The organism is Helicobacter salomonis (assembly GCF_900197775.1).
GTDB classification, from domain to species: Bacteria; Campylobacterota; Campylobacteria; order Campylobacterales; family Helicobacteraceae; genus Helicobacter; species Helicobacter salomonis.
Genome location: NZ_FZMA01000004.1, coordinates 18,150 through 40,341, shown reverse-complemented (window position 1 = coordinate 40,341; position 22,192 = coordinate 18,150). Strand labels below are relative to the sequence as shown.

Here is a 22,192-nt window from a genome sequence, read left to right as displayed (position 1 = left end):
ATCACTTATGGAATGTCTAAAAATTACCGCGCTTACTAAAGCCAAGCAAGAGGCATGCCCATCTCTAAAAATTATAGACATAGTGGGTAAAAAAGACCGCACTTCTCTGGAAAGTGAGACCGCTCACACCTCCATTCACGAGGGTCTTAAAATAGTAATTGCGCACCAAAGGGATTTTTACCCCCATTTCAAACCCATGATGCTTGTGCATGTTCACGCGCAAACCCCATTGCATGGGAACTTGGAAGTAACTGGTGTTCATAGCGGTGTTGGGGTAACGCAATAGGGCCTTAAAAGCATCCGCTCGGTTGGTGCTCCATGAGCTCCCTGCAAAGCCCAACCCTATAAAAAAGCCCGCTTGGATGCGCACATTGTCTAGGAAATCAAAGAGGTAGTCTGCACCCACACCATAGACATTATTATTAAGACGAATGCCATTAAAAGTGGGGTTATCATAGCCATAGCTGTAGAACGCATAGCCCCGCACGCCATTACGCCTTTCCCCTTTCCCAAAGAAATACTTATAGCCACCCTGGAATGTCAAACCATACATATTGCTCTGCCCTGCACTAATGCCCCAACCTTCTGGAACTCCAAAACTCCCCGTGATGGTTGTTTTAACCAGGCTGTATTGAAACCCCGTGCTCGCGTAAAATCCATCTTTTTCTGCATGAAGCCCTCCTGTTAGACCAACTAATACGACAACAGCTCTCAATAACCGACAATTCATGCGCTCTCCTAAAACTCGAAACTGCCCTGCTGCCCTTTGTTCATGCTCATGTAAACACTCTGGACATAGGCTTGGCGCTGCTTGCATGTAAGCACGACACCACACTGCAAACATGACCCCACACCCTTGCGCTTTTGGCAGGCCAGTACCTCTTGAAGGTGGGATTGCAACGCCTGCTCAAAATTATCTTCCATCCAAACTCCTAAAGGGTTTGCATTTCAACCTTAGACCCTAAAAAGCAGGAACTCTTGTCATGCAAACTCTCTAATTCTGTCTCTAAAAGGCGCTTGCCATGCCCATCTAGGGCATTCCCTCCCGCTCTCTCCACCATAAAAGCTAGGGGATAGACCTCAAAGAGTTTGCGTAATTTGCCCTTAGGCGCGTCCTGTGTGGCTGGGTAACAGAAAATCCCTCCCTCCTTGTGCAGGAGATGGTGCACATCAGCGACCATGCTACCACTATAGCGCAGACGATACCCTTGAGCAAAAAAGCGATCTAAAAACGCCCGATACTCTGGGCTAAAATACTGCCAACTCCCTCCAGGTGCGATACTCTTCCCTCGATCTTGCAAGTGCATTGTGCCCTTATTTACCCATGTGCCTTGCGCTTCGTGGTAAAGATAATGTACCACTTGGGTCTGCGTTGCCACTACCAGTTCAAGCTTAGCCCCATAGAGCAGATAAGCCCCCATGACCAGATTTTTAGCAATTTGCTTGTTGGCAAAACCCTCAGGAGTGCTGGCATAAATCCCAAAAATGCTACCCACTAGAAAATTAGCCCCCACTACACTAGAGCCATCCAAGGGGTCAAAAGCCACTAAAAACCCCTGCTGCCCCCCTTTGTAGTGCGCTTCTGAGCGCTCCTCACTCATCACTCCTACAACATGCTCAAGCCTCAAGCACGCCTCAAAGATCAAGGTATCTACCTTGACATCTAGGTCAAGTTGCATATCTGCAGTCGGGTTAAGTTGGTTTGTGTATTGGGCATCGCTAGTTTTAAGGGTTTTGTACACCTCCACACCTACATTTTGCAATGCCTCTACAAATAGACCTTCTGCCATTCTATCCATCAAACTCCTTTTACAAAGCTTCATTGTAGCATGGAAGTGTGTAGATTTAAGCTATCTTAAACTTAAACGGGCTAGAATGGGGGCTTTTAGCGTCATAAGGAGTGTCTCTATGAAAGTGTTATTGCTACAAGATGTCAAGAACTTAGGCAAGGCGGGCGATGTGTGTGAGGTCAAAGATGGCTATGGAAATAATTTTCTCATTGCCAAAAAACTCGCCCAACTTGCTACTAAAGAAGCCCTCAATAAGTACAAAGCGTTGCAGAAAAAACGCGCGGAATTAGAAGCACAAGAACTCGCTACCAAGCAAGAAATTGCCCAGAAACTCGAAGGCATTACTTTGCAAATTATCAAGAAAGTTGGGGCCAATGGGGCATTATTTGGCTCGATCACTAAAGAGGAAGTAGTAGAAGCCCTGCACGCCAAGCACCCTTTGGAGCTGGATAAAAAGAGTTTAGATTTGAAAACCCCCATCAAAAGCACAGGTATTTATGAGATTGATGTTAAACTAGGGCATGGCATCACTGGAGTGCTTAAGATTGATGTGGTGGCTGAGTAGGGCATGTTCCACGCGACCACGATTTTAGGATATAAAACGCATTTTGAAGGCAAAGATTACGCCATCATCGGGGGTGATGGACAGGTGAGCTTTGGGAATTGTGTGCTTAAAGGGAACGCCACTAAAATCCGCACCTTGCACCATGGACAGATTTTGAGTGGATTTGCAGGGAGCACGGCAGATGCTTTCACTTTATTTGACATGTTTGAGCGCATTTTAGAGGGTAAAAAGGGGGATTTGTTTAAAAGCGTGGTAGATTTTAGCAAGGAGTGGCGTAAGGATAAGTTTCTGCGCCGCTTAGAGGCGATGATGATCGTGCTTAACAAACAATCCATTTTTATCTTGAGCGGGACGGGGGATGTAGTCGAACCTGAGGATAGTAAGATTGCCGCCATTGGAAGTGGAGGGAATTATGCCTTGAGTGCGGCGCGCGCTCTGGACAAGTTTGCTACCCTGCCTCCTAGAACTCTCGTGGAAGAATCGCTTAAAATCGCGGGCAATTTGTGCATTTATACCAATGAACACATCAAAATCTTGGAGCTTTGAGGATGGATGCTGATAAATTGAATATGACCCCTCAAGAGATTGTGACTTACTTAGATGATTATATCATTGAGCAACAGGACGCTAAAAAGATGATTGCCATTGCTCTGCGTAATCGCTGGCGGCGTCTACAGCTGAGTAAGGAACTCCAAGAAGAGGTGACACCTAAGAATATTTTAATGATTGGTTCAACGGGAGTGGGTAAAACCGAGATCGCAAGGCGCATGGCCAAGATGATGGGCTTGCCCTTTATCAAAGTGGAAGCTAGCAAGTATACAGAGGTGGGATTTGTGGGGCGCGATGTGGAATCGATGGTGCGCGATTTAGTGGCAACTAGCATTAATTTGGTAGAGAGTGAGCAAAAGGAAAAGAATAAGGAAAAGATTGAAGAGCTCATTGTAGAAACAATCACTAAGAAATTGCTGCCTGCCCTGCCCAACGGCGTGAGTGATGCTAAAAAAGAAGAATATGCGATCAATTTTGAAAAGACAAAAGAAAAGGTCAGGGGCACAGTCCTAGATCATGTTAAGATTGAGATCGAATTGCATAAGAAACATTTGGAGGGAGATTTCAATGTCCCTCCTGAGATCATCAAGGTGCAAGAGAGTATCATCAAGGTGCTCAACAGAGAAGGCGAAAAGGTGAGCAAGGAGATGACCATCAAAGAGGCCAAAGAAGCCTTGCGCCATGATGTTTCACAGACAATCTTAGACATGGAGCGGGTGCAAATGGAGGGTGTGCAACGCGCCGCTCAATCAGGAGTGATCTTCATCGATGAGATCGATAAGATTGCCGTAGGGGTTAAGGAGGGGAGTAGGCAGGACCCCAGTAAAGAAGGGGTGCAACGCGATCTCTTGCCCATTGTGGAGGGCAGTGTGATCAACACTAAATACGGCCCTGTGGCAACCGATCACATTCTCTTTATTGCTGCAGGGGCGTTTCACTTGAGTAAGCCTAGCGATCTCATCCCCGAGTTACAGGGGCGTTTCCCCCTGCGCGTGGAATTGGAGAGTCTCTCTGAGGAGATCATGTATGCTATTCTCACACGCACCAAGAGTTCTATTATCAAGCAGTATCAAGCCCTTCTAGCCGTAGAGGGTGTGGAGCTCGTCTTTGAGCCTGAGGCCCTCAGAGAGTTGGCCAGACTTTCTTTTTTAGCTAACCAAAGCACGGAGGACATCGGCGCGCGCCGCCTACACACCACCATCGAAAAGGTACTAGAAGACATTAGCTTTAACGCGTCTGCTTATAAGGGGCAGAGTGTAACCATCACTAAAGAGCAGGTGAGTGAGAAGCTTCAAAATCTCGTAGAAAATGTGGATTTAGCCCGCTTTATTCTCTGATGACTAAGGCTGGTTTTATCGCCCTGCTTGGGCGACCTAATGCGGGCAAGAGCACTTTGCTTAACGCGCTTTTGCAGGAGAAAATCGCCCTTGTTTCGCACAAGGCCAATGCCACACGCAGGGCTTTAAAAGCCATTGTGCCCTTTAGCGACGCGCAAGGTGTGGCATGTCAGATGATCTTTTTGGACACGCCCGGGCTTACCACCCCTCAAAAACTCTTAGATCGGGCTATGCAAGCAGAGAGTGCGCGCGCCCTGCAAACATGTGATCTTTGCGTATTTGTAACCAGCGTGCATGAGGGTTTACAAGCCTACCAAGATTTTTTAGCCCTTTGTGGCGACAAGCCCCACATTGTTGCACTCAATAAAATTGATACTCTCACACATGCTCAATTGCTGGCCAAAATACAGCCTTATCAGGCCTATAACTCCACATTCAACGCTCTAGTGCCCTTGAGCGCGACCAAATGTAAAAATTTAGACATCTTGCTACAAAAGATTGCCAAGCTCCTGCCCATTGCCCCTTTCTACTATGATCCTGAGCTTATCAGCGATGCACAGACAAAAGAGATTTATCAGGAGATGATTCGTGAACAAGTTTTCGCGCATTTGAGCGAAGAGATTCCCTATGCGAGCGATGTGTGCATTGTGCGCTTCGTAGAAGATGCGCATATCGATCGCATCCACGCACAGATCATTGTAGAAAAAGAGAGTCAACAAAAAATGGTGGTGGGCAAGGGCGCGTGGGTAATCAAAAAGATCGGCAAACAAGCCCGTTTACAGATGCAGGCCTTTGGAGGCAAGAAGGTGTTTTTGCGCTTGGAGGTGGTGGTGCGTAAAAATTGGAGTCAGGAGCTAGATCAGCTGAAAAAAATGGGCTATATGCTAGAATGAAAGTAGACTTTGTGATTTGTAAGAGGTGTTTGATGCGCGTAAAAAAGATGTGCTTGGGGGCGTTGTCGTCTGTGTTGATGGGCATGATGGGCCTGCACGCAGACACCCTGATGGGGTTTGTGAAAGCCTACCAAGAAAAGGGAATCGACTCCATTGAGCGACTCTTGCAGTCCTATTTAACCCAACGAGAATTTTGGGAAGATGCTTTGGAAAACCGCGATATTAGCTTTGGTTATTACGAAAATTTGGATTATTTGTTTGTGATTAACAAGGCAGATCCAAAACTCATTCTCTACGCTTTGGAAGGGGAGAAAATTGTTAAAGTGAATGAGAGCAAAGCCTTAGTAGGGCCTAAGGCTGGAGAAAAAAAGAGTGAGGGGGACAAGGCGACACCCATTGGGGTGTATCGTATCCTTAAAAAGCTCACTGGCTTGAATGCCTACTATGGACCCTTTGCGTTGGAAACCAATTACCCTAACCCGTTTGACATGGCACTCAAACGCACAGGTCATGGGATTTGGATTCATGGTTTGCCTCTCAATGGGAATCGCGACGATCTTAACACCAAGGGCTGTGTTGCAATCGAAAATGCCATGCTTAAGGATTATGGAGAGCGTGTCAAGGGAAAAAAGGCTTTACTCCTCGTGTATGAGGGCGAGCTCAAATACGCCACTAAGGATGAACTTGCACACCTTCTGAGTGCTCTTTACACCTGGCGTAGCGCATGGGCAAATAACGATCTGGTAGGTTATATGAATTTTTACGCCCCCGATTTTAGGCATGCCAATGGCATGGATTTCAAGACATATGAGAAATTCAAGACCCAAGTGTTTGCCAAAAATGAGGCCAAGACCGTGCGTTTCTCGGGGATTAATATCACCCCTTATCCCAATGCGAACCATAAGCGGCTTTTCAGAATCGCTTTTAACCAAGACTATAAGGCATATAAAAATAAAAAGCTTACCTATGCCTCTGATGGTCCAAAAGAACTCTATGTAGAGCTCAAGGGTCATAAGATGCAAATTCTCACGGAGAAATGATACCATTTTGCTAACTTGATACTGAGGGGTTATTTCAGCAAGAGGGTTGCGTATGCAAACAGAGAAACAGGCGTATTTTGGGGAGTTTGGGGGCTGTTTTGTGCCCGAGATTCTAGTGCCCGCATTGCAAGAATTAGAAGAGGCCTTTATAGCGTGCTTGTCAGATAGTGCATTTCAAGATGATTTTAATGCGCTCTTGCGTGACTTTGTAGGGCGGCCAAGCCCGCTCACTTTGGTCAAAAACTTTTGCCCTAATCCCAAAGTAAAAATGTATTTAAAGCGTGAGGATTTGATCCATGGCGGGGCACACAAGACTAATCAGGCTTTGGGGCAGGCCTTGCTCGCCAAACGAATGGGTAAAACACGTGTGATTGCCGAAACAGGTGCAGGCCAGCATGGGGTAGCCACTGCTATTGCCTGCGCTCTCTTAGGACTGGAATGCGTGATCTACATGGGAGAGAAGGATATGCAACGCCAAGCGCCCAATGTTTTTCGCATGCGCTTAATGGGAGCTGAGGTCGTGGGGGTTGATAGCGGTAGTGCGACCCTTAAAGACGCGATTAACCAGGCTCTGCGCGATTGGTCTGGTTCGTATGCCACTACCCATTATCTGCTAGGCACAGCTGCGGGGCCTCACCCCTATCCGCGCATGGTGAAACATTTTCAAAGTATGATTGGCGCAGAAACAAAGACCCAGATTTTAGATAAAGAGGGCAGATTGCCCGACATGGTACTTGCATGCGTGGGCGGGGGTTCTAATGCCATTGGCATGTTTTCAGCTTTTTTAGACACTCCACAGGTGCAACTTATAGGCGTAGAACCCGCAGGTTTGGGATTAGATACCCCTAAACACGGCGCAGTATTGTGCAAAGGGGGTGTGGGCATCTTGCATGGGTGCAGGACTTACATTTTACAAGATGATCAGGGGCAAATTCAAGAAAGTCATAGTCTTTCAGCAGGCCTAGATTATCCGGGCGTGGGTCCAGAGCATAGCTATCTGAAAGCAAGTGGAGCAGCGCACTATGTAGCTGTGAGCGATCAAGAGGCTTTAGAGGCCTTTGCGCTCTTGTGTCAAAAAGAGGGAATTATTCCTGCTTTAGAAAGTGCACACGCTCTAGCCTACGCGCTTAAAATGGCGCGCGAGTGTACCCAGGAAACTTTGATTGTAGTGAATCTAAGTGGACGGGGAGATAAGGACCTAGCAAGTGTGCAAGACGCGCTCAAGGCAAACTCATGAGATATCAGAAAATATTCCGAGAAAACAAGGGAGTGTTTGTGCCCTTTGTTACATTGGGTGATCCCTCCTATGAGATGAGTTTTGAGATCATCAAAACCTTAATTGATGCGGGAGTTGACGCGTTAGAACTAGGATTTGCCTTTTCAGACCCTATTGCCGATGGACCCACCATTCAAAAAAGTCATCTCAGGGCATTGCAAAATCCTATCAATATGCGCGCCAATTTTGCCTTGTTGGAGAAAGTACGCGCCTATAATGCTCGTATTCCCATAGGACTCTTGCTCTATGCTAATCTAGTACACCGCTTTGGGATAGAGGATTTTTACCACGCCTGCGCACAGAGTGGTGTAGATAGTGTATTAGTTGCCGATGTGCCCATGTGTGAGAGCGATGCGTATGTGCACAGCGCGCATAAACACTGCATTGCCCCTGTCTTTATCGCCAGCCCCAATGCGCGTCCACCAACTTTAGAGCACATCGCGCGCTCGAGCACTGCATATATCTATGTCCTGGCACGCATAGGGGTAACAGGCACCCATGCCAGTATCAGCCCCCAGACCCATAACTTGATCAATGATCTAAAAACTCTCACACAAACTCCTTGCTTACTAGGTTTTGGTATTTCGAAGTCTGAACACGCCCAACAAGCTTTACAAATGGGGGCCGGTGGAGTCATTGTGGGCTCTGCTGTGGTGAATCTCATAGAAACACACCTAGAAAATCCTACACACATGTTGGCGCGCTTGGGCGCGTTTGTACAGGACATGCAGGTGGGCTTGTGCTATAATTAGATTTTACCGCATAAAGGGATGGAGTGCAAGAAAATAGGGGTGCTATTAAAGCGGGGATTGGGTGGGCGCGCTTGGGCGTGGGGCTGTGCCTGGTCGCCTTATTTTTGAGCGGATGTTTCTTAGTGCGTTTTTTTAGTAAGGATTTTAGTTACAACCATTACCGCATCGTGCGGGTGGTGATGGATGGACAAAGCTTTAATTTAAATGATCTGATTTTAGAAGCGCTCACCCCTCAAGCAACTCCCCCTCCTCCAGCCCAATCTACCCCTCCAAATTCCCCGACAACGACCCCAAATCCCCAAAATAAATTAGACCTACTCAAAGCCGAGTTGGAAGCTAAACTAAAAAACCTCAATGCGCAGGACTTGCCCCCTGATGCCTCCATGATCAGAAATGACATCCAGCGTTTGCAAGAAGATATCGCGCGTAGCCGCCACACCTCTGCTAATTCTAAACTCTCCAGCGCGATTGCCAACAGTCCAATGGGCCGCATAGAATTTGATCAAAAGCAGTTGCGCGCCTATGGGACAGCTTATTGCAACAAGTACTTTGTCAGTTATGCTTTCCGCGATGACGATCATTTACGCATTGAAGATAAGGGAATCTCGCGCCGTGTGTGTAAGAATGAAAAATTAATGGCCTTTGAGCTGGCCTTTTACGATCATCTACAAGGTCTCTTCACCATCACGCGGGGCAAGAATACATTAATTTTAGACAATCAAAAAATGCAGATTTATTTACAGCACTAGCTATGCACCAAGTCAATCGTCTACTCACCTCTAAACACCGCGTAAAGGGTTCTCTTTTTTTAGGCTTTCTAATGCCTAGTGCGTGCTTTGAGAACACCCTAGCGCAATTACGCCAAGAACATCACAAAGCCCGTCATATTGTCTATGCCTATCGGCACATGCAAAATGGACGATTAGAGGAGGCTTTGCATGAGGCCAAAGAGCCTAAACATAGCGCGCAAGGCTTGCTAGAAATCCTACGCCATGAAGAATTATGTCAAAGCGCGGTCATCGTGGTGCGCTACTTTGGGGGGGTGTTGCTAGGCGTGGGAGGTTTAATGAAAGCCTATGCGACTAGTGTACAACTCTGTATCCAGGAAATGCGTGCTGCCCAAGCCCTCGAAATTTTTGAAGAGCCTTTATTGCGCTTTGTGCCCTATGCGCAACTGGATAGCTTACGCGCGCGGGCTAAAAAGTGTGCTGTGTTACTAGAAAAGCAAGCCCTGGAACCCGATGGAGTGTGGGTGAGCCTCAAGGGCGCGCAAGCGCATATGATTTTAGGAGAATAAATGGAAAATTGGTATCTTTGGCTCAAGATTGTGCATGTAATTGGGATCATTTCCTGGATGGCAGCTCTGTTTTATCTGCCGCGCCTATTGGTCTACCACCGCGAAAATAGCGATAAACACGAGTTTGTGGCCATTGTGCAGGTGCAAGAACAGAAACTCTATAGCTATATCGCCATGCCCGCGATGATCATCTCAGTCTTGAGCGGTTTAGCTTTACTCTATATTCTAGCTCCAGAAGTTTTTCACCACGGGTGGCTACACCTCAAATTACTCTGTGTGCTCATCTTGCTACATTATCACTTTATGTGTCGGAAATTCATCCGCGAACTGGGCAAAAATGCACATTACAAAAGCAGCCGGTTTTTCCGTTGGATTAACGAAGTGCCCACAATCTGCATGATCGTGATTGTCTTTTGCGTGGTAGGGAAATTCTTTTGAAGTCTGAGCGCGAACAGGACCAAAAAAAGATCATTGGCATGTTTAATGCCATTGCCAAGACCTACGACACCACCAACCGCATTTTGAGTTTCAGGCAGGACGAAAAGTGGCGCAAAGACGCGATTGCGCGCGCGTTGCGTTGGGTCTATGCCTTCAAGGGGGACTTGCAAAATTTAGCGGTGGGTGATGTGGCTTGTGGCACAGCCGATATGCTCTTACACATCGTCCAAGATTTGGAGCATAAGGGAAGTTTGGCGCGCATGTATGGGATCGATCCTTCTGAAGAGATGTTGCGCTTGGCTCAAGATAAAATCGCCAAACAAGCTCCCAAACAAGCTCCTATTCAGCTAGAATGTTTGGAAGCCAAAAATCTCTCTCCTCTTCAAAACGAAGAATTAGACCTGATCACCATCGCCTATGGTTTGCGTAATGTGCTCGATCGGCATGCCGCTTTGCGTGAATTTAGCCGCACCCTCAAAAAGGGGGGCGTGCTCCTCGTGTTAGAGTTTATGCGTTGCGATCAGCGCGGCATCTTGGGCACTTTGGCACATTTTTATACCTCCAAGATTTTGCCTATCATTGGCATGTTGCTCAGCCGCAATTACAGCGCATATGCCTACCTACCTGCCTCCATTGAAGACTTTATCAGTGTGGACGAGTTAGAAGACGAGTTGAACGCGGTAGGTTTGGAAGTGGTGGAAAAAAAGCACTACCTCTATAAAAGCGTTTCTTGCATTTTGGCGGTAAAAAACACTCAGGAACAGGCATGCACCTAGCCCTTTTTCAAATGGCGCGCTTTGAACAGGACTTTATCAAGGCCAATCTAGCCCAAATCCCCCAGGGTGCGCTCTGTCTCTTCCCCGAATATATCTTAAGCTCTTTCTTCTTGGATTTGCTCCAAGAAGACCCTGAGCATGCGCTCTCACAAGTCCAGAACCGCCAAGCCCAACTCCAAGAGCTCGCCTTCAAGAATGGCATACATTTCGTAATCCCCACTTTGAGCGCGCACCCTAATGGTCTGCTCAAAGAGATGGCATGGATTAGCCCTGAACATACAGAATTTGTACCGCAGCAACGCCTCATTGCCTTCGATCACTGGGACGAGCAGGGCTTTTTTGCTAACCTCAAACAAGACTTTAAACCCCCCCTTAGCTTTGTGCTAGAGGGGATTAAAATCGCCGCGCTCTTTGGTTTTGAGGTGCATTTTGACGCGCTGTGGCTGAAAATGCAAGAGGAGGGAGTAGACATGGTGCTCTTGAGTAGTGCGAGTGCCTTTGAGTCTTTTGAGCGTTGGCGGGCGGTGTGTAGCGCGCGCGCCTTTTGCAATTCAATGTTGGTCGCGCGTGCCAATCGCATTGGTATGGTGCGCCAGGAGTATTATCAGGGCGTGAAACACAATTTGCCTTGGCGTTTTTATGGGGATAGCTTTATCGCCCTGCCTAATGGGCAGATTAGCGATAGCTTGCAGGGGCAAAAGGGGGTGTTACATTTGGAAGTACACAAGGAATATTTAGACGCGTGGGCGCGTGAATGGGGCTTTAGAACCCCTCAAACTCATGTGGGAGAGAATCATGATTGATAAAAAGTTGTTGTTGAAAGATTTTGAGGGTGTGGTGGAGAATCTGCAAAAGCGCTTTGTAGACCCCCAAGTCTTGTTGGATTTAAAGGAGATATTACTAGAGTTTAAGGCTCAAAAACTCCAGCTCGAAGAAGCGCAAGCCTTTCAAAACAGGATTTCTAAGGATTTTTTTCAGACCCAGCGCCAAAATGACCCACAAGCTAGCGATCTCAAAGCCTCTTTAGAGGAGAACAAAAGTAAAGTAACACGCCTGCAAACCCAAGTCAACACCCTAGAAGAAAAACTAGACACACTTCTAGCAGGGTTGCCCAATCTGCTCGACCCTGCTACCCCCTTTGGTAAGGACGAAAGAGATAATGTAGAGATTAAAAGGGTGCTAACCCCCAAGAGTTTTGATTTCCCTCCCCAAGAACACCATATTTTAGCTCAAAAAAATGGCTGGATCGAGTTTGAGCGTGCGGTGAAAATCTCTAAGAGTCGTTTCAATGTTTTACGCGCGCAGGGGGCCTTGGTGCATAGAGCTCTAGCAAATTTTATGCTCGACTCCAATGCTGCGCGCGGGTTTGAAATTGTGAGTCCACCCGTGATTGTGAATACCACAAGCCTTTTTGGCACAGGCCAGTTGCCTAAGTTTCAAGAAGACCTTTTTAAGGTTGAGGGCGAATCCTTATTTTTGATCCCCACTTCTGAGGTGAGTTTGACCAATCTCTACGCCGATGAGATTTTACGCGTGGAAGATTTGCCCATCATGATGACTGCCTGCACGCCCTGCTTTCGCAAAGAAGCGGGTAGTGCGTCTAAAGACACGCATGGAATGATCCGCCAACATCAATTCGACAAGGTCGAATTGGTCGCACTCACCCACCCTGATGAGAGTGCGCGCATGCAAGAAAAAATGTTGGAAGCGGCTAGCGCGATTCTTTGCGCCCTAGAATTGCCTCATCGTTTTGTGCAACTTTGCAGTGGGGATTTGGGATTTAGTGCGAGCAATACAGTGGATATTGAGGTGTGGTTACCTGGGCAGAATTGTTATCGCGAAATCAGCTCGGTGTCTAATACGCGCGATTTTCAAGCCCGACGGGCTAAAATCCGCTACAAAGAGGGTAAGAAAAACGCGCTAGTGCATACCCTCAATGGTTCTTCTCTAGCTATCGGGCGCACCTTAGTCGCGCTCATGGAAAACCACCAGACTCGCGATGGGGATATTCATGTTCCCAAAGCTTTAGAACCTTATTTAAAATCTTGGGTGTGAGATGGTAGACGAACCTCAAAATAACCCTAAGAAATCCCTCTTCCCCTCTTTGATTCAGGCGATTAGGGGAGTTTTTAGCCACACTACTTATGAGCGTATTACCGACACCATCACAACTCTCAAAAGTCGTCCCAAACTGCTCTACGGAGTGGGGGGAGGGGTGCTCGCTCTAGTGCTTTTGATCGTTGGTCTCTCCATCATGACTCACTACAAACACCGTAATGAACGCAAGGAATTATTAGAAACAGAAGGCCAGCTTCAAAAAGAGCGCGAGAAAAGCGCATCCACCCAAGAAGATGAACTGGCCTATTTGCCCACCTTGAGCGACGCTAATTCCATTCCTTTGAGCAATGAGGAAGAGATCAATGCTCTCATTACCAAGGCGGATATCCTTTACCAACGAGGACAACACCAAGAGGCGCTCAAAATTTTCAATGATATTTCACGCATGTCCTCTAGTATCGCTAACCACAATTTGGGCGTGATTAAAATGCGCGAACACGACTACACCGGTGCGCTCGCTGCTTTCAACAATGCAATTCAATCCGGACAAAATACCAGTGTAAATGCGATCAATGCCATGGTGGCTTCTTTTTATCTCAACAATATGGACCTTTACACTCGTTATCTCAAGCTCACCATGCAACACCTCCCAGAAATTGCCCACCAACCTGTTTATGCCTATGCCTATTCTCTAGGTCTCTACTATGGGGGGCACTATTTTGAAACGCTCTCCACTCTCACCCACTCTAATTCAACGGTCTTCAAACCCGCGCGTCAACGCTTGGCTAGTAAGATATACCTGCTCTTTGGAGATGCGAAAAACGCTTTGGATAATCTCAATTCCATCGCCACACACAAGGATCAAAAGGCACTAGGCTTGCTCTATGCTAGATTGGGGCGTTATACGGAAGCTTTAGAGCATCTCAGACGCTATGCAAATCAATATCCTGACGATCTGAGTGCACTGATGGCCATGGAAATCATTTCCCTCAAAGTAGGCGATTTTCCCGAAGTTAGTAATATTTTGGGTTTTTTGAGCCAGCATGGTAGCAATGATCCCAATGAGTTGAAAATCCTCAGCGACACTTATCCTATTGTTCCCGTTCTCAACGCGCGTTTTTTTGACATTAACACCGTGCGACGCGACTTTTGGGAGAATAATTTTAGAGAGAGCATTGGGTTACCCATTTATCGGATTTTTTTCTACTACGCCCCCTTCAAACTTGTGGATGTTAAGCGTGGACTCCAAAACATTCAAGAGGGAGTGTCTTTTGTAGATACGGATGGCATTAAAGATTTTCAAAGAGCTCTCAAATCGCTAGAAACGGGGAACAATATCAGTATTTCCAATCAATACACCATTGCAGCCCTTAAGGATATAGGGAAATCGCATTTAAGAAGCGCTTTAAACCAACTCAAACTAGCCCTGCAAGCTAATCCCAATAATGCCGTTAGTCATTACAACATGGCGCTTGTCTACGCACAATTAGAAGATTTTAATCAGGCAAGTTTCCATTTCAAAAAATCCTATCACTTAGATAGTCGCAATGTATTGGCAGGAATTTTTACAGTATTAGCCGGGCGACTTAATTATGAAGACACCAGTGCTTTTTTAAAACATCTCACTACAGATTTTCAAGCCATGAGCTTTTCTGACAAAATTCAGCGGGCTTTTTTGCATTCCTTCATTGCCTATCTCAATAACGCGAATAACGATGATTTAGAATGGCTTAATCGGGTGCAAAGACCTCTGAAAATTTACTATGCGCTCAATATCGCCTACGCGCACCAGGCACAGGACAAACGACGCTTGGTGAGCAGTTTCAAAGCTCTGCAAGCCATGCAACCCAACAATATGCTCACCAATCTTTTTTATCAAATGATGCTCAAATACCGCGCTGATATTAAACAAATGTTGGGGGCTTATGCTTTTTTGACTGACAAAAACATGGATTGGGAAGAACTGATGCATGGACCCCTCTTAGCCCGCAAGATGTATATCTACTTGGGCTTTATTACCGGGCTATTAAACCAGCAAGAAGAAACATTGACCCTGCATTTGAGTGCAACCCAAGACAAAGAACTTAGCACGGACCTCATGCGTATGCTGGGTCTGATCAGCATTTTTCAGAAGAAATATGAAAAGGCGATCGGTATCTTCAATTTTCTCATTAATAAGCGTCAAGAAATCGATGCAGAACCCCTCATGCTTGCTAGCCTAGCCAACATTGCCCTCAAGCGCTATAGCGATGCGGCTCTGATCTTGGAGTTTGCCAAGACTCAATTGCCCGGTAATTACGATATCCGCTATGGTTTGGGATTGCTCTACCAACAAGCAGGCAATTTGGAGGCAAGTTTAAACCACTTCGGAGCTATCAAGGATAAAAAATTCCAATCCACATATCTCGATTTTGCGCTCCAAATGCCCACAAATCGCCAGGATTTCCGAACACCCAAACTTTTGCAAAGTATTCACGCTGCTTCCAAAGACCTCAAATCCCAAACTAACTCCACTTCAAAAGACTCCCCATGAGTGCCCAACTCCTAGCGGGACTTAATTCACCTCAACAGCAGGCCTGCATGCACCTAGAAGGCCCCCTACTCATTTTGGCTGGAGCGGGCAGTGGAAAAACCAAAACCCTAACCACTCGTCTAGCTTACATGCTCGCCCACGCACAGGTGCACCCTGAACAGACTCTCACCTTAACTTTTACCAACAAAGCCGCGCGCGAGATGAAAACGCGTGCTAGTGCGCTTTTACGTGCTTGCGGTTACACACATGGCATAAGTCCCATACTCACGACTTTTCACCAATTTGGACTTTTTTTTCTCAAGCAGCATGCCCACTTGCTAGGGCGAAGGGATTTTAAACTCATTTCTCCCCAAGAGGCCAAGACCTTAAGCAAAGAGATGATTCTCAAACTCAAGCCTCCTCACATGGAAGAGCGTGCCTACCTAACCCACACACTCAAGAGTATTTCCATGCTCAAAAACCACCAGGTCGTTTTGCAAGATTGCTACCCAGATGTCCAAAAAGCCTATCAAATTTACCAAGCTTTATTGCGCCAACATAATTTTCTCGATTTGGACGACTTGCTCGCCCTCCCCTATTCCCTGCTAGAAGCAAACTCAGAATTAGCCATCTATACTAGCCAACGCTACACCTTTATTATGGTGGATGAATACCAAGACACCAACCCTCTGCAATTCAAGCTTTTACAACAACTCTGCACCACCCATCAAAATCTGTGCGTGGTGGGCGACGATGATCAGAGTATTTATGGCTTTAGAGGGGCAGATATTAATAATATCCTAGACTTCCAAGATCAATTCCCTCAAGCCAAAGTGATCAAATTGGAGCAAAACTACCGCTCTTCTCAGGATATTGTCCAATGCGCTAACACTCTGATTAAACACAATCTTCACCGCCACCCCAAAATCCTCTTCAGCCACAACCCTACCCATGCCAACCAACGCCTACTCTTCAAGCACTTTCACAATCCCCACGAAGAAAATAGTTTTCTCACAAGCGCGATTCAAGAATGTGCCAAGCGGGGGATACCCTACCATGAGATGGCCATCTTATACCGCTTTAACACCCTGTGTAAGGGCATTGAAGAGAGTTTGCGGCGTGCGCAAATTCCCTATAGAGTGGTGGGAGGCACGGGTTTTTTTGAACGCACAATCATTAGGAATCTGCTCGCTTATTTGAAATTGATTGTCAACCCTGATGATGAGAGCTGTTTGGCACGCATTCTCAATACTCCTCCTAGAGGCATTGGCGTAAGTAGTCTGGAAAAGCTTAAAGGGTTTTCTCAGAAACACCATTTAAGCATTTACCAACTCTATCAACAAAATCTCTTAGGAGAGGTGCTAGGTAAGCGTGCACGCGAAGCATTGATGCAACTATACGCTCTGTTAGAATTCTTGGCCTCTTACAAAAGTGCTGCCGTGCTACGCGCTCTCTTGCAAGCACTGCCCCTAGAAGCGCGCTGTTCAGATGAAGAATTAGAACACATCGAGGGATTAGAGAGCATGCTTGAAGAGTATTTTGAGGAATCGGAGGCGAGCCTAGAGGGATTTTTAGAGCAAAGCATTTTGGAAGAACCCAGTCCTAAAACCTCTCAAGCCCTCTCTTGCATGAGCGTGCACGCAGCTAAGGGATTGGAGTTTAAAGTAGTCTTTGTGGTGGGTTTTGAAGAGGGCTTTTTTCCCTACTACAAGGCAGATTTAGAGGAAGAACGCCGCCTTTGTTATGTGGCTATTACGCGCGCTAAAGAAGAATTGTATTTGTGCAGCACACAGGAACGGGTGTATTTCAACACTTTGCAGCAGAATTTGCGTCCTTCAACCTTCTTAAAAGAAGCTAAACTATTCATCAAAGGTCGCTAATGCGCGCTCTCTGCCTTGTCCTTTTGTATATCCAGCTCCTTTTGGCTGATCCACTGAACCTCATTGCCCAGCACATCCAAGAGGCTTACGAACATTTTTACCAGCATTACCATTTCCATGTGAGTCGTGTGCAGGTGCAACTAGCCAGCGGAGATATAGCGCGTTTGCGCGCATTTTTAGCCCCCTATGAAAGCAATGCGCAAGCCCCCTTTAGCTTACGTCCCCAGCAATTCTTAAAGAAAGAGGGCTTGGTGCGTGTGGGTGAGGCCTTGCTCAAATACCAAGTAATCGCCGATATGCAGGTGTATAAAACCAAAAGCGCCCTTAAAAAGGATGTCAATCTGGATTCGCATAACACCTATGTGCTCAGTGTGCCCTTTGAGCAATTCAATACCATGCCTTTGGATAGCTCTTACATCAATAATAGTAGCACCAAAAGTTTTTTGGGTGCAAATACTCTTTTGAGTGTAGACAAGGTCGCCCCTAAGATTTTAGTCTATAAGAATGAAATTTTTAGCGCGACCCTCATTAGCGGATCGATCTCTTTAGAAACCTCTCTACAAGCTTTGCAAAATGGGAGCTTAAATCAGGTGATCGAGGCTTTAAATGTGGAGAGTAAAAAGCGCGTGCAGGTAAAGATCACGGGGCTACTCAAAGGAGAGGTACTATGAAATTGGTCGTGGGAATCAGTGGGGCAAGTGGGACACAACTCGCGCTCAAATTCTTAGAACATGTCCCCAAAGAATACGCCCTCTTTGTGGTAGTGAGCCGGAGTGCTAAACGCGTAGCACGCGCCGAGGCCAAGATCGATCTCAAAAGCACGCTTAAAGAGTGGCAACGCCCCCTAGAAATCTTTGAAGAATCCCAAATTGATGCGCCCATCGCTTCGGGGAGTTTTGGCGCACACGCCATGGCGATCATTCCTGCGAGTTTAAATATCATCGCCAAGATCGCGCATGGCATTTGCGATGAATTGATGAGTCGCACTGCAGCCGTGATGCTTAAGGAGCAAAAAAAACTCGTAATTGCCCCTAGAGAGCTACCTCTGCATAGTATCGCCCTAGAAAACTTGCTCATTCTAGCGCGCGCGCAAGTTATCATCGCTCCGCCCATGCTCACCTACTACACCCAGCCTAAAAACCTAGAGAGCATGGAGCTTTTTCTAGTGGGCAAGTGGTTAGACGCTTTGGGTATTGAAAATCAACTTTACACGCGCTGGGGGCAACCATGTTAGAACACTGCGCCATTTATCCGGGCACTTTTGATCCCATCACTAACGGACATTTGGATATTATCCAGCGCGCTAGCGCGCTCTTTGGGGAGCTAGTAGTGGCTATCGCGCGCTCTAAGGCTAAATCACCTATGTTTAGTTTAGAGGAACGCCTGGAAATGATGCGCTTGAGCATTGCACCTTTAACAGGAGTGGAGTGTGTGGGCTTTGAGGGTTTGCTAGTGGATTTGGCCAGGGAACGCAACGCGCGCTACATTATCAGAGGACTTAGGGCGGTGAGTGATTTTGAATTCGAGTTTCAAATGGGTTATGCTAACAAGTCTTTGAACCCACAATTAGAAACTCTCTATTTCATGCCCGCCTTGCAAAACGCTTTTATCAGTGCTTCTGTCGTGCGTGCTATCTTAGCCCACAAGGGGCAAATTACCCACCTAGTGCCCGCCAGTGTGGTGGATTTCATCCAAAAGAGGGGCCATGTGGATCGCGCTTGAGGGGGTGGATACCAGTGGTAAGAGCACTCAACTTAATTTACTTAAACCCTTTTTTCCAGAGGCGATTTTTAGTTTAGAACCAGGGGGCACGCCTTTAGGGGTGCAACTACGCCATGCTGCCCTGCATTGCGCCCTTTCCCCCCAAACTCAATTTCTCCTCTTTTTAACCGATCGCGCTCTGCATTTAGAAGAGGTGATCAAACCCAACGCACATAAGTGGATTTTCAGCGATCGCTCTCTTGTTTCGGGTTTGGCATATTCTGGCTATAGCTTAGAGTACGCATGGGAGCTACACCGCACGCATAATGTAGACTTATTGCCCGACATGGTTTTGTTATTAGAGTTGGATTCGCGCACACTAAGATCGCGTTTGCGCGCGAAAAATCCCGATGGAATCGAGGTTAGAGGAGTGGATTTTCTGATGAGTGTGCAAGAACGCCTTAAACAAGCTTGCGCTTTATTGGGAGTGCGCACAGAATCCATTGATGCTTCTAAGAGTGTGGAGGAGGTGCATAAAGTGGTGCTTGAAAAAATCCATGCGCTGTGTGCTCTGTGAAGGGTGGGTGCGTCCCTTTGGCTTAGTGTGTGCACGTTGCGATTCGCGCCTAGAACCCCAGATTTTGGTGCGCGAAATGGAGGGGATTGCTATCTATGGTTTTTATTTCTATGATGAAATAGAAATGCTTTTAAAGAGCAAATATTATGATATCGGGAGTCGGATTTTAGCCCTTTTAGCCCGCAGGGCGGGACAAGCCTTTAAAAAAGAGATCAGGCCCTCTTTGCAACTTCCCACAAAACTTCAAGGCATCGCCATTGATGACATGCCCAAAAGAGCCTATTCTCATAGTGCGGTGATTCTCAGGGGGTTTTGTCAAGAAAACAAGCTACCTGCGCTCTATAACCAACTTAGGGCTACTAAAAATATCGCTTATGCAGGGAGGAGTCGTAATTTTCGCCAAAGCCACCCCAAAGACTTTATTTTTAAGGGGACAATAGGGGATTACTTTTTAGTCGATGATATTTTCACCACAGGGACGACCATGCAACAAGCCCTGCAAACCCTAGCACACGCTGGGGTACGGGTGCATTTTGGATTGGTGCTTGCACAAGCTAGGTGTTGAATTTACGAGGCAAATTATAGCGGCGGCGTTTTTCCCAAAGAGATTTACGGCTAATGCCTAGTTGTTTAGCCAGTTGCGTGTCTGTATAAAAGGGACCAAACTGCACAATGGCATGCTTTTCATAGTCCTGAATGGAGAGCAGCTCCAAAGGCATGCTAGAGGGTTCCTCTGCTTCCAAGGTAATAACAGGCTCAAAATCCAAGGAGCCCGCGCCCACAAAAGAGAGAATAGCTTGTTTATCGCGCAGGGCTCTGAGGCATTTATCACGTTCCGTGCCTTTAAGCGTTTCTAGGTGGGTGGCATAAAATGTTCCCTGCATTAACTCCAAAGGAGTGTGCTTGAGCGAGAAAAACTCCAAATCTAAACGATGGATGCGCGCATAGTTCAAGACAAAGAGGTCTGCGCTGCTCTGAGTATGGCTATGCACCACAAGGGGTAAAGGGTGCTCTACATGCGCGCTTAAATCTTGTTGGGTCAGCATAAAATCCAAATATTTGTCGTAGGCACGCGCGCGTGCCAAAGTCTCCTGATAGGATTTGTGATAGGTAATCTTACGGATCAGATCGTCCATTTTAAAGGGCTTGAGGATGTAATCGCGTGCACCTGCTTGAATGGGGCGATTCACGCTATCCTCACTGATAAAAGAAGCCATCATGATGGTGATAGCCTTAGAATTCTTGCGTACAAAGTGTTCACAGCGATCTACACAGACTTTAGAGGATACCAACACCACATCGTAATCCTCTTTGAAATTATGGAAGATGCTCGACACACTCTGGCATCGATAACCCAAGCCTGCTAGGGCATTGGAGATACTTTGGGCTAGGTGGACTTCATCCTCGATAATCAATACCTTTTCAACTTTTTTCATGCCATTTTTGGGGGACAGATTTTAGTTTGCACCAACGCCTGCGCGCCCATGCCCTCCTTTCTTCCGATGAATCCAAGATTTTCTGTTGTTGTAGCCTTAAGATTGACTTGATGGGGTCGTATGTGTAACAAACTAGCTACACTTTGGCAGATGCGTTCCCTATAAGGCTCGATTTTAGGAATTTGAGCTAGGAGCGTGAGGTCTACACTCTCTACGCTATGCCCCATACCTTGGGCTAACCCATAGAGTTCTTTGACCATGATCGTAGAATCCAAGTTAATAAATGCCCTATCTTGATCGCTATAATACATTCCAATGTCTCCTCCCTGGATCGCTCCCAAGAGCGCATCGCTCAACGCATGTAAGAGCACATCTCCATCGCTATGGGCTTTTAGCCCTAAGTATTGGCAATCGCCAGGTTCAATCAGCACGCCTCCTAGTTTTAAAGGCTTGTTGGATTCAAAGGCATGCACATCAAAACCTATCCCAACGCGTTGGGTAGGAGGGTCTAGCAGGGGGGCGAGCATGGCCAAATCCCATGCACTGGTAAGTTTGTGTAGATGAGGGCTACCCTGTATGAATTCCACACGCGCTCCCGAATGCAGCAACGCGCTGCTTTCATCACTAAAGCTACCCAATGTGTAGGCTTTTTGGAGTGCGGAAGTCAAGCAAATCTGGGGGGTTTGCACACAAAGAACGTGATCTCGTATTAAGGGTTTATGCTCATAGACAAGAGTATCTGTAGGAGGTAGGGCAGGGGCCACACCCTCTGGAGCGTGGGTACGCATGTTTTCCAAAAGTTCAGAGAGAACACACATGTCTAGCCCAAAGCGTGCTACATCGCTCACCACTACAAAGCGGCTTTCTACATGCTCTAGGGCATTTCGCACACTCTCTTGACGACTCTTTCCCCCTAACACTACAAGAGCATCTGGGAGTCGTTGCTGCACATACACCTGCTCAATACGATGACTTACCACTAAAATAATGCGCTCAAAACACCCCAAACGCTCAAATTGTTCATACACCCTTTGCCACAAGGGCACTCCGCGCACAAGTAACCATTGCTTTTTAAGACCAGCCCTTCCCAAACTCTCTGCAAAGCGCATCCCCTTCCCCGCTGCAGCCAAAATTAGAGTAAGCCCCATTGGTCTGAAAGTGCTCAAATCAGAGTCCAATACCTCAACCTTTTCTGCGAAGTATTTATTATAATGCCCTAAATTTTAAAGTAGCTTAAAATTGAATTTCCGCGCAAATCCTTTCTAAGAGATACTACCAATAGGAACACTTAAGAGATAGCATACAAAAGTGTGCT

At 46.7% G+C, this 22,192-nt stretch carries 25 protein-coding genes; 20 read left to right on the top strand and 5 right to left on the bottom strand.

Annotated features, from left to right (window positions below; translation table 11 throughout):
- Positions 1 to 64: 64 nt before the first annotated feature.
- Genes C6H04_RS01200 through C6H04_RS01190 form a run of 3 tightly spaced genes read right to left on the bottom strand, consistent with a single transcriptional unit; the run spans position 65 to position 1,799 of the window.
- Positions 65 to 730 carry an outer membrane protein gene (locus C6H04_RS01200; RefSeq protein WP_104732100.1) on the bottom strand — a complete coding sequence of 222 codons (666 nt, stop codon included), beginning with the start codon at positions 728 to 730 and terminating at the stop codon, positions 65 to 67.
- A gap of 8 nt (positions 731 to 738) precedes the next feature.
- On the bottom strand, positions 739 to 924 hold the full coding sequence (locus tag C6H04_RS01195) for a hypothetical protein (protein ID WP_104695626.1): 186 nt from the start codon (positions 922 to 924) through the stop codon (positions 739 to 741).
- 8 nt (positions 925 to 932) lie between these two features.
- On the bottom strand, positions 933 to 1,799 hold the full coding sequence (locus tag C6H04_RS01190; protein WP_233711807.1) for a class 1 fructose-bisphosphatase: 867 nt from the start codon (positions 1,797 to 1,799) through the stop codon (positions 933 to 935).
- 109 nt (positions 1,800 to 1,908) lie between these two features.
- Between C6H04_RS01190 and rplI the strand changes: the two genes are divergently transcribed.
- The 20 genes from rplI to C6H04_RS01090 are packed head-to-tail and all read left to right on the top strand — an operon-like array spanning position 1,909 to position 20,006.
- Complete coding sequence (gene rplI, locus C6H04_RS01185; RefSeq protein ID WP_104695625.1) at positions 1,909 to 2,355, top strand: 50S ribosomal protein L9; 447 nt, start codon at positions 1,909 to 1,911, stop codon at positions 2,353 to 2,355.
- 3 nt (positions 2,356 to 2,358) lie between these two features.
- Entirely contained in the window at positions 2,359 to 2,901 is a 543-nt protein-coding gene (gene hslV / locus C6H04_RS01180; RefSeq protein WP_104695624.1) for an ATP-dependent protease subunit HslV, read from the top strand.
- Between the two features lie 23 nt (positions 2,902 to 2,924).
- Positions 2,925 to 4,241 (top strand): ATP-dependent protease ATPase subunit HslU, encoded by a 1,317-nt coding sequence (gene hslU / locus C6H04_RS01175; RefSeq protein ID WP_199767067.1) that lies wholly within the window; start codon positions 2,925 to 2,927, stop codon positions 4,239 to 4,241.
- The gene (gene era, locus C6H04_RS01170; protein ID WP_199767066.1) at positions 4,238 to 5,134 is read left to right on the top strand and encodes a GTPase Era; all 897 of its coding nucleotides are present in this window, start codon (positions 4,238 to 4,240) and stop codon (positions 5,132 to 5,134) included. The genes hslU and era overlap by 4 nt, the downstream gene beginning before the upstream one ends.
- A gap of 32 nt (positions 5,135 to 5,166) precedes the next feature.
- Complete coding sequence (locus tag C6H04_RS01165) at positions 5,167 to 6,174, top strand: L,D-transpeptidase Cds6 family protein (RefSeq protein ID WP_199766023.1); 1,008 nt, start codon at positions 5,167 to 5,169, stop codon at positions 6,172 to 6,174.
- A gap of 52 nt (positions 6,175 to 6,226) precedes the next feature.
- On the top strand, positions 6,227 to 7,411 hold the full coding sequence (gene trpB / locus C6H04_RS01160; protein WP_104732097.1) for a tryptophan synthase subunit beta: 1,185 nt from the start codon (positions 6,227 to 6,229) through the stop codon (positions 7,409 to 7,411).
- Positions 7,408 to 8,202, top strand: a complete 795-nt coding sequence (trpA, locus tag C6H04_RS01155; protein WP_104732096.1) for a tryptophan synthase subunit alpha — start codon at positions 7,408 to 7,410, stop codon at positions 8,200 to 8,202. Before trpB ends, trpA begins: the two co-directional genes overlap by 4 nt.
- Before the next feature lie 23 nt (positions 8,203 to 8,225).
- The gene (locus tag C6H04_RS01150) at positions 8,226 to 8,951 is read left to right on the top strand and encodes an META domain-containing protein (protein ID WP_233709751.1); all 726 of its coding nucleotides are present in this window, start codon (positions 8,226 to 8,228) and stop codon (positions 8,949 to 8,951) included.
- Between the two features lie 2 nt (positions 8,952 to 8,953).
- The gene (locus C6H04_RS01145; protein ID WP_104732095.1) at positions 8,954 to 9,499 is read left to right on the top strand and encodes a YigZ family protein; all 546 of its coding nucleotides are present in this window, start codon (positions 8,954 to 8,956) and stop codon (positions 9,497 to 9,499) included.
- The gene (gene hemJ, locus C6H04_RS01140; protein ID WP_104695618.1) at positions 9,500 to 9,937 is read left to right on the top strand and encodes a protoporphyrinogen oxidase HemJ; all 438 of its coding nucleotides are present in this window, start codon (positions 9,500 to 9,502) and stop codon (positions 9,935 to 9,937) included.
- Positions 9,934 to 10,713 carry a bifunctional demethylmenaquinone methyltransferase/2-methoxy-6-polyprenyl-1,4-benzoquinol methylase UbiE gene (gene ubiE, locus C6H04_RS01135; RefSeq protein WP_199766024.1) on the top strand — a complete coding sequence of 260 codons (780 nt, stop codon included), beginning with the start codon at positions 9,934 to 9,936 and terminating at the stop codon, positions 10,711 to 10,713. The genes hemJ and ubiE overlap by 4 nt, the downstream gene beginning before the upstream one ends.
- On the top strand, positions 10,704 to 11,516 hold the full coding sequence (locus C6H04_RS01130; RefSeq protein WP_104732094.1) for a carbon-nitrogen hydrolase family protein: 813 nt from the start codon (positions 10,704 to 10,706) through the stop codon (positions 11,514 to 11,516). The genes ubiE and C6H04_RS01130 overlap by 10 nt, the downstream gene beginning before the upstream one ends.
- A complete protein-coding gene (serS, locus tag C6H04_RS01125) occupies positions 11,509 to 12,768 on the top strand; it encodes a serine--tRNA ligase (protein WP_104695615.1) in 1,260 nt (419 codons plus the stop codon). The genes C6H04_RS01130 and serS overlap by 8 nt, the downstream gene beginning before the upstream one ends.
- 1 nt (position 12,769) lies before the next feature.
- Positions 12,770 to 15,304 carry a tetratricopeptide repeat protein gene (locus C6H04_RS01120; protein ID WP_158653799.1) on the top strand — a complete coding sequence of 845 codons (2,535 nt, stop codon included), beginning with the start codon at positions 12,770 to 12,772 and terminating at the stop codon, positions 15,302 to 15,304.
- On the top strand, positions 15,301 to 17,163 hold the full coding sequence (locus tag C6H04_RS01115) for an ATP-dependent helicase (protein WP_104732093.1): 1,863 nt from the start codon (positions 15,301 to 15,303) through the stop codon (positions 17,161 to 17,163). Before C6H04_RS01120 ends, C6H04_RS01115 begins: the two co-directional genes overlap by 4 nt.
- On the top strand, positions 17,163 to 17,834 hold the full coding sequence (gene flgA, locus C6H04_RS01110; RefSeq protein ID WP_104732092.1) for a flagellar basal body P-ring formation chaperone FlgA: 672 nt from the start codon (positions 17,163 to 17,165) through the stop codon (positions 17,832 to 17,834). Before C6H04_RS01115 ends, flgA begins: the two co-directional genes overlap by 1 nt.
- A complete protein-coding gene (locus tag C6H04_RS01105) occupies positions 17,831 to 18,397 on the top strand; it encodes a UbiX family flavin prenyltransferase (protein ID WP_104695612.1) in 567 nt (188 codons plus the stop codon). The genes flgA and C6H04_RS01105 overlap by 4 nt, the downstream gene beginning before the upstream one ends.
- Entirely contained in the window at positions 18,379 to 18,885 is a 507-nt protein-coding gene (coaD, locus tag C6H04_RS01100; RefSeq protein WP_199766029.1) for a pantetheine-phosphate adenylyltransferase, read from the top strand. The genes C6H04_RS01105 and coaD overlap by 19 nt, the downstream gene beginning before the upstream one ends.
- Complete coding sequence (gene tmk / locus C6H04_RS01095; protein ID WP_104695610.1) at positions 18,869 to 19,441, top strand: dTMP kinase; 573 nt, start codon at positions 18,869 to 18,871, stop codon at positions 19,439 to 19,441. The genes coaD and tmk overlap by 17 nt, the downstream gene beginning before the upstream one ends.
- Entirely contained in the window at positions 19,410 to 20,006 is a 597-nt protein-coding gene (locus C6H04_RS01090) for a ComF family protein (protein WP_324726186.1), read from the top strand. The genes tmk and C6H04_RS01090 overlap by 32 nt, the downstream gene beginning before the upstream one ends.
- Here C6H04_RS01090 and C6H04_RS01085 read toward each other — a convergent pair.
- Both C6H04_RS01085 and ispF read right to left on the bottom strand, forming a co-directional pair.
- Positions 19,996 to 20,877 carry a response regulator gene (locus C6H04_RS01085; protein ID WP_104695608.1) on the bottom strand — a complete coding sequence of 294 codons (882 nt, stop codon included), beginning with the start codon at positions 20,875 to 20,877 and terminating at the stop codon, positions 19,996 to 19,998. The two genes, C6H04_RS01090 and C6H04_RS01085, sit on opposite strands and share 11 nt — an antisense overlap.
- Positions 20,874 to 22,055 carry a 2-C-methyl-D-erythritol 2,4-cyclodiphosphate synthase gene (ispF, locus tag C6H04_RS01080; protein ID WP_233711806.1) on the bottom strand — a complete coding sequence of 394 codons (1,182 nt, stop codon included), beginning with the start codon at positions 22,053 to 22,055 and terminating at the stop codon, positions 20,874 to 20,876. The genes C6H04_RS01085 and ispF overlap by 4 nt, the downstream gene beginning before the upstream one ends.
- Positions 22,056 to 22,192 lie beyond the last annotated feature (137 nt).